The organism is Providencia sp. JUb39 (assembly GCF_012272845.1).
GTDB classification, from domain to species: domain Bacteria; phylum Pseudomonadota; class Gammaproteobacteria; order Enterobacterales; family Enterobacteriaceae; genus Providencia; species Providencia lanzhouensis.
Genome location: NZ_JAAWXD020000001.1, coordinates 975,181 through 989,930 on the forward strand (window position 1 = coordinate 975,181; position 14,750 = coordinate 989,930).

The 14,750-nt window shown below is 39.5% G+C and carries 16 protein-coding genes; 2 read left to right on the forward strand and 14 right to left on the reverse strand.

All coding sequences use genetic code 11. The annotated features are described in order from the left end of the window. Positions 1 to 47: 47 nt before the first annotated feature. Positions 48 to 1,124 carry a class II fructose-bisphosphate aldolase gene (gene fbaA / locus HFU86_RS04260; protein ID WP_132496207.1) on the forward strand — a complete coding sequence of 359 codons (1,077 nt, stop codon included), beginning with the start codon at positions 48 to 50 and terminating at the stop codon, positions 1,122 to 1,124. Positions 1,125 to 1,297: 173 nt separating this feature from the next. Then, positions 1,298 to 1,576 (forward strand): VF530 family DNA-binding protein, encoded by a 279-nt coding sequence (locus HFU86_RS04265; RefSeq protein WP_132496208.1) that lies wholly within the window; start codon positions 1,298 to 1,300, stop codon positions 1,574 to 1,576. Between the two features lie 201 nt (positions 1,577 to 1,777). Here the strand turns inward: HFU86_RS04265 and HFU86_RS04270 are convergent, their stop codons facing one another. The 14 genes from HFU86_RS04270 to hpaB form a co-directional block, all read right to left on the reverse strand. Continuing rightward, positions 1,778 to 2,035 carry a helix-turn-helix domain-containing protein gene (locus HFU86_RS04270; protein ID WP_036953973.1) on the reverse strand — a complete coding sequence of 86 codons (258 nt, stop codon included), beginning with the start codon at positions 2,033 to 2,035 and terminating at the stop codon, positions 1,778 to 1,780. Between the two features lie 33 nt (positions 2,036 to 2,068). Continuing rightward, entirely contained in the window at positions 2,069 to 3,457 is a 1,389-nt protein-coding gene (locus tag HFU86_RS04275; RefSeq protein WP_132496209.1) for an O-antigen ligase domain-containing protein, read from the reverse strand. Positions 3,458 to 3,478: 21 nt separating this feature from the next. Then, the gene (locus tag HFU86_RS04280; protein WP_132496210.1) at positions 3,479 to 4,546 is read right to left on the reverse strand and encodes an adhesin; all 1,068 of its coding nucleotides are present in this window, start codon (positions 4,544 to 4,546) and stop codon (positions 3,479 to 3,481) included. Between the two features lie 15 nt (positions 4,547 to 4,561). Beyond that, positions 4,562 to 5,068: a fimbrial protein gene (locus tag HFU86_RS04285; RefSeq protein ID WP_036953978.1), complete on the reverse strand. Its 507-nt coding sequence runs from the start codon at positions 5,066 to 5,068 to the stop codon at positions 4,562 to 4,564. A gap of 10 nt (positions 5,069 to 5,078) precedes the next feature. Then, a complete protein-coding gene (locus HFU86_RS04290) occupies positions 5,079 to 5,615 on the reverse strand; it encodes a fimbrial protein (RefSeq protein ID WP_036953980.1) in 537 nt (178 codons plus the stop codon). After that, positions 5,608 to 5,973 carry a hypothetical protein gene (locus tag HFU86_RS04295; RefSeq protein WP_187128784.1) on the reverse strand — a complete coding sequence of 122 codons (366 nt, stop codon included), beginning with the start codon at positions 5,971 to 5,973 and terminating at the stop codon, positions 5,608 to 5,610. The genes HFU86_RS04290 and HFU86_RS04295 overlap by 8 nt, the downstream gene beginning before the upstream one ends. A 27-nt stretch (positions 5,974 to 6,000) precedes the next feature. Beyond that, a complete protein-coding gene (locus HFU86_RS04300) occupies positions 6,001 to 6,729 on the reverse strand; it encodes a fimbria/pilus periplasmic chaperone (RefSeq protein ID WP_187128785.1) in 729 nt (242 codons plus the stop codon). A 12-nt stretch (positions 6,730 to 6,741) separates the two neighbouring features. After that, positions 6,742 to 9,231 (reverse strand): fimbria/pilus outer membrane usher protein, encoded by a 2,490-nt coding sequence (locus HFU86_RS04305; RefSeq protein WP_132496213.1) that lies wholly within the window; start codon positions 9,229 to 9,231, stop codon positions 6,742 to 6,744. Positions 9,232 to 9,267: 36 nt separating this feature from the next. Beyond that, positions 9,268 to 9,825: a fimbrial protein gene (locus tag HFU86_RS04310; RefSeq protein ID WP_036953988.1), complete on the reverse strand. Its 558-nt coding sequence runs from the start codon at positions 9,823 to 9,825 to the stop codon at positions 9,268 to 9,270. 41 nt (positions 9,826 to 9,866) lie between these two features. Continuing rightward, positions 9,867 to 10,418 (reverse strand): fimbrial protein, encoded by a 552-nt coding sequence (locus HFU86_RS04315; protein ID WP_036953990.1) that lies wholly within the window; start codon positions 10,416 to 10,418, stop codon positions 9,867 to 9,869. A 357-nt stretch (positions 10,419 to 10,775) separates the two neighbouring features. Next, positions 10,776 to 11,258, reverse strand: a complete 483-nt coding sequence (locus HFU86_RS04320) for a FidL-like protein (protein WP_132496214.1) — start codon at positions 11,256 to 11,258, stop codon at positions 10,776 to 10,778. Then, a complete protein-coding gene (locus tag HFU86_RS04325; RefSeq protein WP_187128786.1) occupies positions 11,248 to 12,066 on the reverse strand; it encodes a winged helix-turn-helix domain-containing protein in 819 nt (272 codons plus the stop codon). The genes HFU86_RS04320 and HFU86_RS04325 overlap by 11 nt, the downstream gene beginning before the upstream one ends. A gap of 199 nt (positions 12,067 to 12,265) precedes the next feature. Beyond that, positions 12,266 to 12,784 (reverse strand): 4-hydroxyphenylacetate 3-monooxygenase, reductase component, encoded by a 519-nt coding sequence (gene hpaC / locus HFU86_RS04330; protein ID WP_036953999.1) that lies wholly within the window; start codon positions 12,782 to 12,784, stop codon positions 12,266 to 12,268. A gap of 19 nt (positions 12,785 to 12,803) precedes the next feature. After that, on the reverse strand, positions 12,804 to 14,366 hold the full coding sequence (gene hpaB, locus HFU86_RS04335; RefSeq protein ID WP_108479482.1) for a 4-hydroxyphenylacetate 3-monooxygenase, oxygenase component: 1,563 nt from the start codon (positions 14,364 to 14,366) through the stop codon (positions 12,804 to 12,806). Positions 14,367 to 14,750 lie beyond the last annotated feature (384 nt).

Below are 14,750 nucleotides of genomic sequence, written 5' to 3' on the forward strand. Positions count from 1 at the left end.
ACACAACAGGCAGCGTAGGCTGCCTGTTCACCACAGGACCTTTTCACATGTCTAAAATTTTTGATTTTGTTAAACCAGGTGTTATCACTGGTGATGATGTACAGAAAGTTTTCGCGGTTGCCAAAGAAAATAACTTTGCATTGCCAGCTGTGAACTGTGTTGGTACTGATTCAATTAACGCCGTACTTGAAGCGGCAGCTAAAGTACGCGCTCCGGTTATTGTTCAGTTCTCTAACGGTGGTGCTGCATTTATCGCAGGTAAAGGCCTGAAAGCTGAAGGGCAACAAGCAGCTATCTTAGGTGCAATTTCAGGTGCATACCACGTACACCAAATGGCAGAGCACTACGGTGTGCCAGTGATTCTGCACACTGACCACTGTGCGAAGAAATTACTGCCATGGATTGACGGTCTGTTAGATGCGGGTGAAAAACACTACGCGAAAACCGGTAAACCACTGTTCTCTTCTCACATGATTGACCTGTCAGAAGAATCTCTGGAAGAAAACATTGCAATCTGTTCTAAATATTTAGAGCGCATGGCGAAAATCGACATGACTCTGGAAATCGAATTAGGTTGTACTGGTGGTGAAGAAGACGGTGTTGATAACACTGGCATGGACAGCTCAGCGCTGTACACCCAACCAGAAGACGTGGCTTACGCTTACGAAAAACTGAACGCTATCAGCCCACGTTTCACTATCGCGGCTTCTTTTGGTAACGTACACGGTGTTTATAAGCCAGGTAACGTACAATTAACGCCAAAAATTCTGCGTAATTCCCAAGACTACGTGTCTGAGAAATTTAACCTGCCACACAACAGCTTAGATTTCGTTTTCCACGGTGGTTCCGGTTCAAGCGCTGCTGAAATCAAAGAAGCAGTAAGCTACGGTGTTATCAAAATGAACATCGATACCGATACTCAGTGGGCAACATGGGATGGTATTTTACAGTATTACAAAGCGAAAGAAGGCTACCTGCAATCTCAGTTAGGTAACCCAGAAGGCGATGATAAGCCAAACAAAAAATACTACGATCCACGTGTGTGGCTGCGTAAAGCACAAGACTCAATGGTTGTTCGTTTAGAGCAAGCATTCAAAGAACTGAACTGTGTAGACGTTCTGTAATTTACGAGTTTAACTTGTGAATAAATCATCCCCCAGCAGGGTAACTTGCTGGGGGATTTTTTATGTTTTCATTAAGGTGCCTGTGACTTGCCTGTATTGATTGCTAGCGCCTTGCATTTCTTGTAATCTTCGCGTGCTTTAAACACTCCGAAATGCCCTATAAGGTAATGCAAATGACTGAACATAAATCTAAAGACCCATTACATGGGGTTACACTTGAAATGCAGGTAACTGAATTAGTTAACCATTATGGCTGGGCAAAATTAGGCAACATTATCAAAATCAACTGCTTCAACAAAGATCCCAGTATAAAATCAAGCTTAAAATTCCTACGAAGAACGCCATGGGCGCGGGCTGAAGTTGAAGCGCTCTATCTTGATATGCTAGAAGACGATTCAATGGATGATGCCAATTCATCTTCTGATGATCCGTGGGGAAATCACCGTATTTAATATCTCGATTACAATGCGCCTCTAATTGCGGGACAATACATTAGTATTTATTTTTCTAATTATTGAATTAGCAGGTTCGAGCGATGTAGAAATATCAGTCTAGGTTGCTTTTAGGAATGAAAATGCCCCCTAAAAATAGACTTAGAGGGCATGATTATGTCGCGATCAAATAAGGTTTTCGGCGATATAAATACAACAGCATTACAGATTAATCGGTACTGTTACCGAAGAATTTCTACGCTCTAAAAAGTAATTTAAATCACATTGAAGCACATTGGCAAAAATACATAATCGGTGGATTGTAAAATTTTGAGTTCCACGTTCATAGCGAGAGATCTGCTGTTGGCTTAAGCCCGTTTTTTTACCAAGAATACTGGCACTCCAGCCCAATAAAAGTCGGCGTTTACGGACTTTTGCACCAATATCAGTATTGGAGATTTGATTGTCATAGAGAGTCATTATGCTGTCCTCGTTTATCTTTTAATTTTCTCATTATGCAAATGAGAAAATATTGGTGTGAAAGAAAGATTGACCATTAAATAAATTTAATCCAATAATAAAAACGATGAGGCCAATAATAAAAGTGCTAAAACTAAACAATAAAGAAAGATGTTTATTAATATAAAAACTGGATTGTTCTTTCAGTGGGAATGAAGCATCTGAAAATGATAAAAACAATATAATCATTCCCCAATGTAACACTGATTGTAAAAATGGGTGTTCTAAATTACTATTAATAACCATAGGCGTTAATGCTAATACCAAGGATATTGAGTAACCGTTCCCATTTTTTTTATATTTAATAATTGACTGATAAATAACATATATACCCCCCGTTATTATTAGTGACATAAAAATAAGGTTGATAAACCCACCAGTCATAATCCAACGCAATATTTCATTATAAATATGAGGGACAATATAATTTTCAGAACTTAAAAATGGGAGCTGATTTTTCTCCATGCTCGCATTAATAATTAAAGGTTGTTCCCAAACTTCAGCTGGTGGGTAGATAAACAGTGAAATGGAAAACCGTAACATTTGTTTAAGGTGAAAGCGGTTGATTATCTCACTGTCGATGTACTTTGGGCATAGCTGAATAAGGTAAACTCCAATAAATACAGCGACGGCAATAATGAAATAGCTGACACTGACCCTTACTTTATTCTTTTGATAAAACAAACAGATAAAAACAAATGCACATACTGCAAAACTCAATGTTGTGGTGATGGATTGCAGAACAACCAGCGTCACCGTAAACAAGAAAATACAGAAACTTAATAGTGTTATGCGGCATTTTTCTTGGATGAGTGATGCGAGTTTAAATTGTGATAACACAAGGGTCATCAACGAAAACATACAGCTCATCGCCATGTTAACCGATAAAATGGTAATTTGTTGCGTCAAACCATATGATCGCATATCTGTTGCAAAATAAAAAATACTGGTTTCAAAAAAGTACTGATAAATAGTAAATAAACACTGAATAACATTAATAGCGATAAAGCAGTAAATACAGAAAGATTGGATTAGCCACTTTTCTCGTATTTGCAGTCCAACAATATACAGTATGACTCCTGCGCTAATACCAGACCAATACCAAAATATAACATTATGACTTTCTTTTAGATAAAAAAGATTGATGCTTAATATGGCTAGCGCTAAACAAAAACACATTGCAGGAATCGTAATGAAAATCCGATTTTTTCTATAAAATACGGTAAATGCAATGATGGAAATAATTAATGCAATCGCTAACCAGCTAATAATATTTTGTGGCAGCGATTGCCTTAAGCTACCTAAATTATCAATGTAAATTATGCTGGCGAGATTCCAAATAATAAAAATACTAATAAATACAGCACGAGAAAGCATAATCATAAAATTTATACTGCATGTTAATTATAAATAAGTTGCAATTAACCACGCATTACCAGTGTATTTTCCTGGCTCAGCATCTAATCCATAAAGGTGGCTTTCGATTTCAATATTTTTCACTTTATCAATGGTGGTTTCGATAGTTTTACCGCGGTAGTTACTCTCTGCATCGTACAGTGATAACTCAGAGTAAATCGTGTTATTACCTGATTTCAGCGGCACACGCTTTTGTGGATCGTTATCCATAACGTAATCTAAGGCGAATTTTACTCTAACCCCCTGACTTCTATCACATTGATAGGTTGCAGTACGGGTTTGTTTACTATCAAATTCAATGGCATCCAGTGTATTGTGATTGATATTTAAGTTATCAATATTGGATTTACAGTTTGATGGGTAGTTAATCACCGACTGAGTTAAATCCAGTTTTACACTCGCTTTATCCGCTGGAACGAACACATCAGGTGTACCCGGATATTGGAACATTCGGGTATAGCCCGCAATCATTGCTGGTGGAATAACAACTTTGCCATCAATGGGAATATCTTTCACATAAATACGTACTTCAAATGGGAATTGAACGGTGAAGAATCCTGCGTCTAATGGCCCCATTTCTTCGGAAGAACACCCACGTCCAGAAATGTTTTTCCAACCCTGAGTAATTCCATTGTCTGAATACAGTGTGAAATAAGTATTCGCATTAATTTTATAAGCGGTTAACCCCTTAATGCTAAATCCAGCTTCTGGCATATAAGCAAAAACACGATGAAAGGCATAGTTCCATGCCAGTCCGTTTTGGTAGTTACCCACTAAAAAGTTCACCTTGCAATACACAGTACCGTAGGGCTGTGATGAACTTTCATTAATCACAATACCTTCTTTATTCGGTGGAGCGACGGAGTAGTATTTTTCGCCATTGCTTCCAATGGTCGGAGTGCTCGCGATGACCGAGTTATTGGAGACAAGATTCATCCTATAGCCACCGCCACTGGATGAGTAGCGAGTTAACCCATGAGACACTTGGCTATAGAGAAACAGTGACATCAGCATGGTCATTAATGAAATTAGCGAAGTTTTAGATGTTTTTTTCATTGTCGTTACCTAACTTTAGAGATAATCAATCATCACTGACAGTGCCGCACTAAACGGGCCGACTTCAAGTGTTTCAGGCACTTGATTCGTAACTAATTGTGACTGTAAGGTCAATGTGGCGGTGTCACCACTCACTGACGGGAAGATGGGCTCCCATTTCAGTAGATTGATAGCGGTATTTCTATTGGCTTGGGAAAAGCGGATCCCTAATCCTTGGATCGTGGTGCTTAATACCGTTTCGTTATTAATCGTGAGGGTCGACCCCTCTTTAGGGGATAAATAAATTCGTAAATTTTTACGCAGATCGCACTGTTTAATTAGGATCCCAAAGTTTTGCTTTTCTTCTGTTATGCGATCTAATGCGACATTTTGAAAATTCACATACAGCTCTTTATCACCATTTTCATTGGTGATCACACAGGATGGACGCACCAATGTGGTTTCCAAGGTAATTAAAATATCAGCCAGTGAAAAGCTGCTCATTAGCAGGCAAATCGCCCCTAAAAAACCGGATATTTTCATCTGCATTCTCCTACTGGTAGTCCAGATTGAAAGTGACTAAGGATGAGAAACTCCCTGTTTTGAGCCGCCCGTTAAAGGGCTTTTGTGCATATACCCCAAATTGCAGTGGGTTAATGGAGCCTTTTCCCGATTCCGTGACGGTACTGATATCAATCGGGGTATTAAATTTCAAAGGTTGAGCATTCTTGCCATCAGTTAACGCCAGTAACACATTGGACTCGCCGGTTGTTTTCAAATAGGTGACGCCATTGTGAGTTTCAGTATCTTGAGTATTTAGCGTAATTTTGATGGTCTTATTTAATGCCGCGGTTGAGCAATCGACGATATCCAACTGAAAAGGTTGAACATCAGAACGCCCCAGATTTTCAAGTTCAGAAAAGCGCAGACCTGATAAGTAAACCGTTTTCTTCGTGTCATCGTCGGATAAGCGACAACCGATAGGCACCAGTGTCCCTTCAAAATAGACGGATAGACTATTTGCCAAGCTGCCGTAGCTGGTAAATAACAAGCTACTCATGCCAACCATAAGTGCGAATGTTTTAGTCATAAATAATCTCCAAACGGCGTGCTGAGCTTTCGGCTGGAAGTAAAAAAGTCATACTTTTATTTGTCTGCGGCTTTGAAAAAACATATTGCTGACCCGCAAATTTCAACGTGAATGGCGCCCACGTTTGGTTATAAGTGCGGGTGACACAATGGGCATAACTCACAGTAAATTGATAAACAGGCTCATTGACATGATTGACCGCTCTCGTCATCGTCACATTAGGCTGGCAAGGCGTTATGAGAAAACGCGCATGAACATAAACAGTGCCTGTTGTTTCCAATAATGAGGGTTGCGATGGCGTTTCTGCCAATACAGGCATGGCGAACATGAGCGATAACCCAAAGTGATACAGTTTCATGTTGATATTCCTGTTTATCCGTTACGTCTATGGTGTGACTGTGCACTGCGATGCTTGGCACTTAAACGCCAGTGATGGCTTTCCACCATAATCATTGATATAGGTGAGATATGGCGTCGCAAATTTCGCTGATTTTAGGTTATGGGTTGATTTCGGTGGCACCATAACAGCATCAAAATCACTCTGCTCAGACTGCTTCTGGCTGTTACCAATGCCGATAACGGTCAGATAAAAACTTGTTGGGTTATTTAGCTGATAACCATTGGCTGTTGGGGTTAGTGTTACCTGTTTTGCCCACTCTTTTTTGCTATCCGCCACAATTGCTTCTGGGCGATAAAACAGTTTTACACGGCTTTGTAGGGCGATTTGTAGAACACCTGCTTCCGTTGATTTTGGTGGGATTTCACGCAAGTTATAGTAAAACAGAGACTCTCTATCCTGAGGTAACTTACTGATATCTGGCGCAGTGCTTAAACGAACTAAGCTAGTGGATTTTGGCTCCATACGCTGAATCGGTGGCGTCGCGATAATCGGGCCAGCTTCCAATTTTTTCTCTGACGCATCTTCTAACCATGATTGTGCTAGGTAAGGCAGTTCGGGGTTATCATTGCGAATAGTGATGTTAATAGACTGCTGATCACCATCAAAAATAATACGAGTACGATCCAATGTAACTGCGGCGTAAGTGGCGCCCATTGCACCGATAGAGGTCAATAAGACACTGGTGCGAAGTAAATTAAAAATATTTGATTTCATTTAAATTGTTTCCTAATGACAAATTAATACAGGGTAGCTTTCTGCACTGTTTTTAAACTCAGTGACTTGCGTACTGCATTGCAATTTATTTCCCCAGTAAAGGTTAAGCAGGTCATTTGGCATCACACCGACAATCCATGTGATCCCTTGCTCACCCACAATGCCGAGCTCAATGTTATTTTTATTACGCACACTGGCGCCAAAGGGTGGATAAGTGCCGTCTGCCAGTTTTAAACGGGCAAAGGTTTTTTCCCCTTGGATAACATTAAGGCTGCGATAACCGATGGCTCCACGGGTTAATGTGGCTTCGGCAACACTCTCTAACGCTTCGATATTGTTCGGTAATTTACTGGTATTAATTGATGCTGTTGTTTTGCGATAGCTACTCACGTTAGGGAGCACGGTTAAGCCAAAGCGGTTAGTTTTATAAACACCGCCGTTTAATGGCACGTTGCTCGCTCCCGGTGTTTCAACGACTAAGCGCGTTCCACCATAAGCTGCCTGATGCAGCGCAATTCCCTCTTTGACCAATGTGATCCCTCCGTTAATTGACCCACCAACGGTGTGGTACTCGTTGGGAACATAACTGGCATTGGCCGATAGTGATGCCGTTGGGAAGTTCTGGCTCAAATAACCACTAAAACTGGTTTGTGAGTCTTGATACTGTCCCGTTTGGTAACCTACGTTCAGGTTATAACTACGCTGATCGTTGTAGCCGCTATAGCCCACGTTATGGGTTGAAGAACGGCGCCCATTTTGGTCACGTGTATAACCCTCAGAGAAACTCATGCTGCTGCCCATTGTGAGGGGAACAGTGACATACAACGTAATGGCATCATCCTGATATCCCGCTCTTTTGGAGCGTGTCGCAGAAGCAGTTAAGCTGATATTTTTTAACCCTAAATAGGCAATATTGAAGGCGGTGTTGATATAGGCCCCAAATTGCTCTTCCGTTTGGCTATTCCAATACGTGTTGTATTGGTAGTTTCCACCCAGTGAGAACGCATCAAAATATTTATTAATATTGACCTGATAGCTCTCTTTGTGTGCTTGGGTTTCAATCCCTGTACGGCGTTCGTCCAACGTTTGTTGCAATGAACGATAGGTTTCATCCGAGAATCGATAGCCTGCGAAGGTAATGTCGGTTCTCGCCTCATCAAACGATTTTGAGTAACTTAAACGGTAACTGCGCCCTGTTAAGGTATTGCTGAGTAACTTTGCATGGGACTGCGTTATATCAAATGACAAGCTCCCGAAGGTGAATAAGTCACGCCCAAAACCAGCTGAAAATGCTTGGTAGTTTTTGGATAAAATCGAACCACCATAAATAGACCAAATATTATTAAGTCCATAAGAGAGTTCACCCGATGCGGTCATATCTCCTTCAAGGTGACGCCCATCGTAACGAGGTTTACCAACGGCAAACTTATAGCGAACTTGCCCTGGGCGTGTTAAATAAGGTAGCGCCGCTGTAGTAATGCTGAACTTTTGTTCTTCGCCATTTTCCTCACGCACCGTGACATCTAAGGTTCCACGGATTGAGCTATCCAACGTTTGGATCTGGAATGGACCTGCGGGAACCGTCGTCTCCAAAACAATTCGGTCATGGCTTTTGACGATGACCGTGGCGTTAGTCTGAGCTATCCCGATGATCTCAGGGGCGTATCCCGTCAGTTTCGGTGGCAGCATGTTTTCATCGGTTTCTAGTGATAGACCCGTGAACTGCCAAGAATCAAAAATAGCCGAGTAGAAATAGTTTTCCCCCAACGTTAGAACCGAGGCGATATTCGCTAATGAGCGATAAGCATATAAACGGCTGAATATGGCATCGCTATATTCATTGTTATAGTTACCCGATGATTTACGGTAGTTTGCTTGGTAATCCCCACGTAAACGCCACGCACCGAGGTTTAACCCTGTGGTTCCGTTCGCAGATAAATAGGATTCTTTTGTTCCGCTATCTCGGCGGGTAAAGGAGCCCGTCAAGGTGTAGTCGAGTAAAAAGCCGTTAATACCGTCTTCCCAGCGAGAAGGTGGCACCCAGCTAGGGTCGGTATATTCCAAATAACTTTGCGGGATCAAGATCGTCAGTGTTAACGTGGATAAATCCACGCTCATGGTACTGCCTTCAAGCGCAGACAAATCGATACACTGATCGTTATCGCGATATTTAATTAAGCGAACAGCTTCTGGTTTTAAGCCGAGTTGATCCGTAATAGCTGCTGGAACACAAACAACGCTAAATAATGAATCTTCGGCAGACGTTGGCGCACCTACAGTAATATCGCGGGCATTACCCAAACGTTCATTATTGACTTTAATCGTTAGATGATAATTTCCAGGCATAACAAATCCGGCCTGAGAAAACTGGCTAAAGTCAATATTCTGAGTATCTTTGGTATCAAGCATATCTGTATTAAATTCAACAGAAAAAGCAACAGTAGGAATACTGGATAAGCAAGATATAATAATTAACTGGTGAAAAATATTAAATTTAGCCATAGTGTTCTTATCATATAAATTAATTTAAAATATTTATTAGTCGTAACTTACATTGAATTTAATCGTGGCAAAGTAATTTCCGGGTTCAATCTCATTATTAATGGTGTCAATTTCTGTTTCATATTTCAAAAAACTGACTTTTGTTTTTCTATCAAAGTAAATAGCGCTATTTGAAATAGAATACGATTTATTCGGAGTGACTAAATTGTTATTGGTGTCATAAATATAGACAACGACACCATCCGTAGGACCTGACAGTTTGATTGCATTGTTGTAGATATCACTATTGGCAAAGAATTTAATTTTTATGCCTTTGCTATTATCTTTGTCATATTCACTAATGCAGTTGTTTAATTTAATGTTAAATGTTTTTCTATTATTATTTTTTGCTTCTTCTGTATTGATGTCACTTTTAGAAACAAGGTCATAATTAATATATTGATATTGGCTGTCTGTTTCTATTGAGCAGGGCGCAGCAACAATATATCCGCGCATAACAGTTTCACCACGAATTCCGCCATCAACTGTATATTCTGCATTAGAAATAAAAGGAGCTAATAATAGTGTTGACCATAAGAAAGATAAATTTCGCATAATGAACCTTTTTATTGGGAGGGTTTCCCCTCCCATAAAAATTATTCGTAAGTGATTTTGAAGTCAGCGATAGAGTTGAATTCACCTTCAGTTACTGGAGTAGAAGCATCAACACGTTTTGCTAATGCAGTAAATTCCAGAACGTTTTCACCTTGTCTGTTACGAATTTGGTTCAGTACAGATTTAGCTTCATCAAATTTGAAATCTTTAATTTGAATACCAACGTTATTAGCGGTACCAGTCACGCCTAAGAACTCTTTATTAGTACCAACGTAGTTTTTACCACCGAAAGTGATTTTGATATCTTTAACTGCAACCCATTTACCTTCAGTATCCTTACTGAATTCGTCGAAGTTACATTCTTTTAATTTAATAGAGATATCTTTCTCTGCTGCATTACCTGCTTCTAAAGAAGCACGTGACAGTTGACCAAATGGAACTTCTTGTTTGGTGCTTTCAGATTCGATATTACATGGGGAGTTAACAACTTGACCGCTAAAATGTAATTCACCCGTGTTGCCGCTAGCTAAAACAGATGCAGACAGAGTAGAAGCTGCAAATAAAACAGCAACAGATAATTTATTTAATTTCATGTGATAGATCCTTAAAGATAAGTAATTTTTAGTCCCTAAAGTGAATGCAAATTGCCTAGTGCATCCATGCATTGGCTTTTTGTGTAAGTCATTTCGACGAAAACAAGTTTATCCATCAGAGGAGTTTTTTGAAATAAAGTATTGATATTTTAATAAAGTAAAATATTTAATTCCGATATTAATATTTTTAACGTGATTTTTAATGTTTTTATTTCGCCGTGGTAATGTATGGGGTTTTTAATCACTTTTGCTTTAAGGTAAATTAATAAGTAATTTTTAAAAATTAAAAAAATAGAGCATCAAATGTCATAATTCGATGCTCTATATTTGTCATGATGAAATGTTTGCTGATTTAAATTAAATTGTGCAAATAAAAAGAGGGGAGAAGTTCTCTTCAAAAATATAGTTTTTTTCACTCAAACGCTTTATGTTTACAAAATAAATTTGCCCTTCTTGCGGAATACCCCGTATTTTTATTTTATTTTGAGCTTGGTCATTAGGATCAATAACAACCCGTTCGACTTGTGAGAAAAAATGCCCGCCTTGGTAGACATATTTCATATAAAATTTGCGAGCGATAACATAACTTTTACCATCGTTGCTAATGGTTCCATTCATCACAAAGGTATGATGCTCAGGGTCATGCTCATTTGGAATAATACTAAGTAGGTAATAGCCTTTTAAGTCTGAACGGCTATCCGAAATATCAATTTTCAGTGTTGCTCTGCAACTCGGAACAATGGCCGTGCTGTTTTTATAATAAACATAGCTACTAATGAAGACTAAGATGGTTGAAATAATCAGTAGCCAAAAAGCCCTGATAGATTTCTTATTTGACATAAAAATTCTCACAACTCACTGTTGTACTATCTTTGGGGGTGTTAGGACAATAAGATAAAAATAAAAAGTTATCATAGAGGTTTTTATCATTCGTGACGATTCCAACATTGTAATAAAATAATGTAGCCGGTTTTTTGCAATCAATGTTTAACCGTGTTAACTGATTTTGTAAATCAGTAAAACTAATCGTCGTCGTATCGGGTTTATGGTAACTATTAATATAGCGTATGCTGCACTGATCAATGCGACCCACCTCAGGATATTCTGTTCGCGTAGCAAAAAAATAGCTTTTAAAAAGATAAAGTAAGCAAAAAATAATAATCACAACTAAGGCTAGCTCAATAAAACGGTTATTGAGAATGTAACTTTTTTTCTTTACTATTTGCGCTTTTTCTTTTGGTGTTTCTTCTATAACGGCTGCTTTTTGTGGTTCATTAAGTAATATTTCTTGAGGTTCTTTTTGCTGGACATCATGATTTAATTCTGATGATAACAACTGCAATTGCGCATTAAGCTTGATACCCACTTTAGGTATAGTCGTAATTATTTCATCCTCACAAAATGAGGACAAATGACGGCGTAAAACAGAAATGCTACTGTTAAGGTTATTATCGGATGCAACTTGGTTATGTTCATCCCACACTCGGCTTAATAATGTTTCACGATCTAAAACCTCACCATTATTTTGCACTAACACCAATAATAAGCGGTTTAGTGTGGTAGTTAGTTTAATTGCATCGCCGATATTATCGCGATATAACAACCCCTGATGGCTGTCATAAATAATATTATTTATAAGATATTTCATATTTTGTTTTATTTTATTTATTAGGATGTCATATAAGTATTTTTCCAGTGTATACCTCTAATTTGGTCGGTGTCAATTAGACAGAAATTGCCTGATAATGGATTTGATTTAAGAAAGTTACATTAGATAGATATAATAAAAAAAGCCCCTAAACGATGAATTTAGGGGCTTAGAATAGCGTAATAAAATGGAGGTTAAATTAGGCGGTATGCTCTAAGATTTTATGCAAAACGGGATGGAATTTACGTTTAAAATAGACCAAGCCATGTCCATCATCGCTAACAACAATCTTTTTCATCTCAACCATATAGACAGAGTGAGTGCCAATATCTTGTACTTGGGTAATTTCGCCTTCAAGATTAGCAAGGGCATTTCTTAACAATGGTTGTTCTAAAATACCTTTATCCCACATGTCCCATCCAAAGCGCTCATCCATTGTCGAGCCTTTCATACCCGCAAAGTGACAAGCTAAATCTTCTTGATCATGGTTGAGAACGTTAACGCATAGGCGGCCATTCTTTTGAAAAACCGCATTCATAGAGCTGTTGCGGTTAACGCATACCATCAAAGTCGGTGGCGTATCAGTCACAGAACAAACCGCAGTGGCAGTAATACCGCAACGACCTTCTGGACCATCCGTGGTGACGATGTTAACAGCGGCACCGAGACTTGCCATCGCATCTCTGAAACGTAAGCGATGTTCATTTTCTAAAGACATTTTGACCTCCTGCTGCCGATTACTTCAGCAGCGAATCTAACAGATTAATATCGTTGTTGTTGTGCAGGTGAGGGCGCTTCCAGCCGTGCTGATCATAGTCAGACAGGCAGCGGTCAACCATGTCAGTCATGGCTTTCATGTTGCCAGAACCGTATGCATGACGCAGACATTGCAGACGAATTTCGTCTTGGCTTCCTGCGTAGTTAATTTCATACAGCTCGTGACGACCACCGAATTCACTGCCGATAGCATCCCACATTAATTTTAAAATTTTAATACGTTCAACGTGATCCATCCCATTTGAACCGCGAACATATTTTGCCAGATATTTGTCAATCTCTGGGTTATTCATATCACGAACGCTTGATGGCAGATAGATCAAACCACTTGTTACGTTACTTTCGATGATATTTTTGATTTTGGTGTAGGCCATTGGTGCCATAACACGATACGTTTGGATGGCTTGAGTATCTGGCAGGAACGCGCCGCCTTCCCAAGCTTTTGCTTCTGAACACATAGCATCAGTCAGTGACCAGAACAGGTTACGCCAAGCGACCACTTCACCGAGATCCGCTTGAACACCACGGAAATCAATAACACCCGTACATTCAAGGCTCTTTTGCAGAAGACCTGTGATGAAGTCCAGTTTGACGGCTAAACGTACACAAGCTTGTAATGGGAACAGACGAGCAAAGCCACCTTGTACCGCCCAGTTACGAGCACGGTCGAAATCACGATAAATCAGCACGTTTTCCCATGGAATTAACACATGATCCATGACCAGAATGGCATCATTTTCATCAAAACGGCTTGATAACGGATAATCAAACGGAGCTCCTGTTGCACCAGCAACTAACTCGTAAGATGCGCGGGAAATTAATTTCACACCGTCCGCATCCATTGGCGCAACAAACATCAGCGCAAAATCAGGGTTATCACCCATGACTTGTGCAGAACCAAAACCGATAAAGTTGTAGTGTGTTAACGCAGAGTTGGTTGCAACAACTTTTGCACCGCTGACGATAATACCTGCATCAGTTTCTTTTTCTAGCTTTATATAAACATCTTTAACTTCATCAGCGGGCTTATGGCGATCGATAGGTGGGTTAACAATCGCATGGTTAAAGTATAAACCGCTCTCTTGAATACGTTTGTACCAGTTGCGTGCGTTATCGGCAAACTGGCCGTAATATTCTGGGTTAGCGCCTAAACAGCTGGCGAATGCCGCCTTATAGTCTGGAGTGCGTCCCATCCATCCGTAGCTTTGGCGTGACCAATCTGCGATGGCGTCGCGTTGTTGGCGTAGGTCATCTGCACTTTTTGCGAAGCGGAAGAATTTGTGTGTATACCCGCCGTTGCCTGTATCTGTGCCCCAGCAAAGCTGGTCATGAGTCGATTTATCATGAAGCGCATCATATAACTGTCCTATAGAAGCTGCTGAGTTACGAAAAGCAGGGTGCGTGGTGACATCTTTAACACGCTCACCATAGATATAAATCTCGCGACCATCTTGTAAACTTTTTAGATATTCTTGGCTATTAAATGGGCGCTTAGCATCGGAACGAAAATCTTCTGGTTTCATGTCTACCTCGTTTTAGAACAAAGAGGGCTTGCGAGTTGTCGGCGTACAAAGGTTGCAAGCTTGAATAATGTTAATTTTATGTTTGTTTTGTGTTTACTAATTGAATCGTTTTCTGTGGGGTTTTAAAAGAGATTTTCCAAAGGAAAGCTGGTACTTTTCGTTGGTGAGATGGTTTTATGAAAGAAATGTGATCTTATCGATATTTTAATATTAATGCTATTTCAATTTAAATATATAAGTCTTTATTTATCATTGAATTATTTTTTATTAAAAGCTTAATGAATTTTATTTGATGCCATTTTGTTTGATTGTTTTTTGAGCTATATATTCACTTTTTGTTTGCTTCTAATAGTACCAGTTGTAACTTTAAAAATAAAAATGCAA

Excerpts from the sequence above, each read along its gene's own strand:
- HFU86_RS04280 (WP_132496210.1), bottom strand. The coding sequence starts at position 4,546 with ATGAAAAAAACATCTAAAACTTCGCTAATTTCATTAATGACCATGCTG.
- HFU86_RS04305 (WP_132496213.1), bottom strand. The coding sequence starts at position 9,231 with ATGGCTAAATTTAATATTTTTCACCAGTTAATTATTATATCTTGCTTA.
- hpaC (WP_036953999.1), bottom strand. The coding sequence starts at position 12,784 with ATGTCTTTAGAAAATGAACATCGCTTACGTTTCAGAGATGCGATGGCA.
- HFU86_RS04270 (WP_036953973.1), bottom strand. The coding sequence starts at position 2,035 with ATGACTCTCTATGACAATCAAATCTCCAATACTGATATTGGTGCAAAA.
- HFU86_RS04315 (WP_036953990.1), bottom strand. The coding sequence starts at position 10,418 with ATGAAATTAAATAAATTATCTGTTGCTGTTTTATTTGCAGCTTCTACT.
- HFU86_RS04300 (WP_187128785.1), bottom strand. The coding sequence starts at position 6,729 with ATGAAATCAAATATTTTTAATTTACTTCGCACCAGTGTCTTATTGACC.
- HFU86_RS04320 (WP_132496214.1), bottom strand. The coding sequence starts at position 11,258 with ATGTCAAATAAGAAATCTATCAGGGCTTTTTGGCTACTGATTATTTCA.
- HFU86_RS04325 (WP_187128786.1), bottom strand. The coding sequence starts at position 12,066 with ATGAAATATCTTATAAATAATATTATTTATGACAGCCATCAGGGGTTG.
- HFU86_RS04310 (WP_036953988.1), bottom strand. The coding sequence starts at position 9,825 with ATGCGAAATTTATCTTTCTTATGGTCAACACTATTATTAGCTCCTTTT.
- HFU86_RS04290 (WP_036953980.1), bottom strand. The coding sequence starts at position 5,615 with ATGACTAAAACATTCGCACTTATGGTTGGCATGAGTAGCTTGTTATTT.
- HFU86_RS04265 (WP_132496208.1), top strand. The coding sequence starts at position 1,298 with ATGACTGAACATAAATCTAAAGACCCATTACATGGGGTTACACTTGAA.
- hpaB (WP_108479482.1), bottom strand. The coding sequence starts at position 14,366 with ATGAAACCAGAAGATTTTCGTTCCGATGCTAAGCGCCCATTTAATAGC.
- fbaA (WP_132496207.1), top strand. The coding sequence starts at position 48 with ATGTCTAAAATTTTTGATTTTGTTAAACCAGGTGTTATCACTGGTGAT.
- HFU86_RS04295 (WP_187128784.1), bottom strand. The coding sequence starts at position 5,973 with ATGAAACTGTATCACTTTGGGTTATCGCTCATGTTCGCCATGCCTGTA.
- HFU86_RS04275 (WP_132496209.1), bottom strand. The coding sequence starts at position 3,457 with ATGATTATGCTTTCTCGTGCTGTATTTATTAGTATTTTTATTATTTGG.
- HFU86_RS04285 (WP_036953978.1), bottom strand. The coding sequence starts at position 5,068 with ATGAAAATATCCGGTTTTTTAGGGGCGATTTGCCTGCTAATGAGCAGC.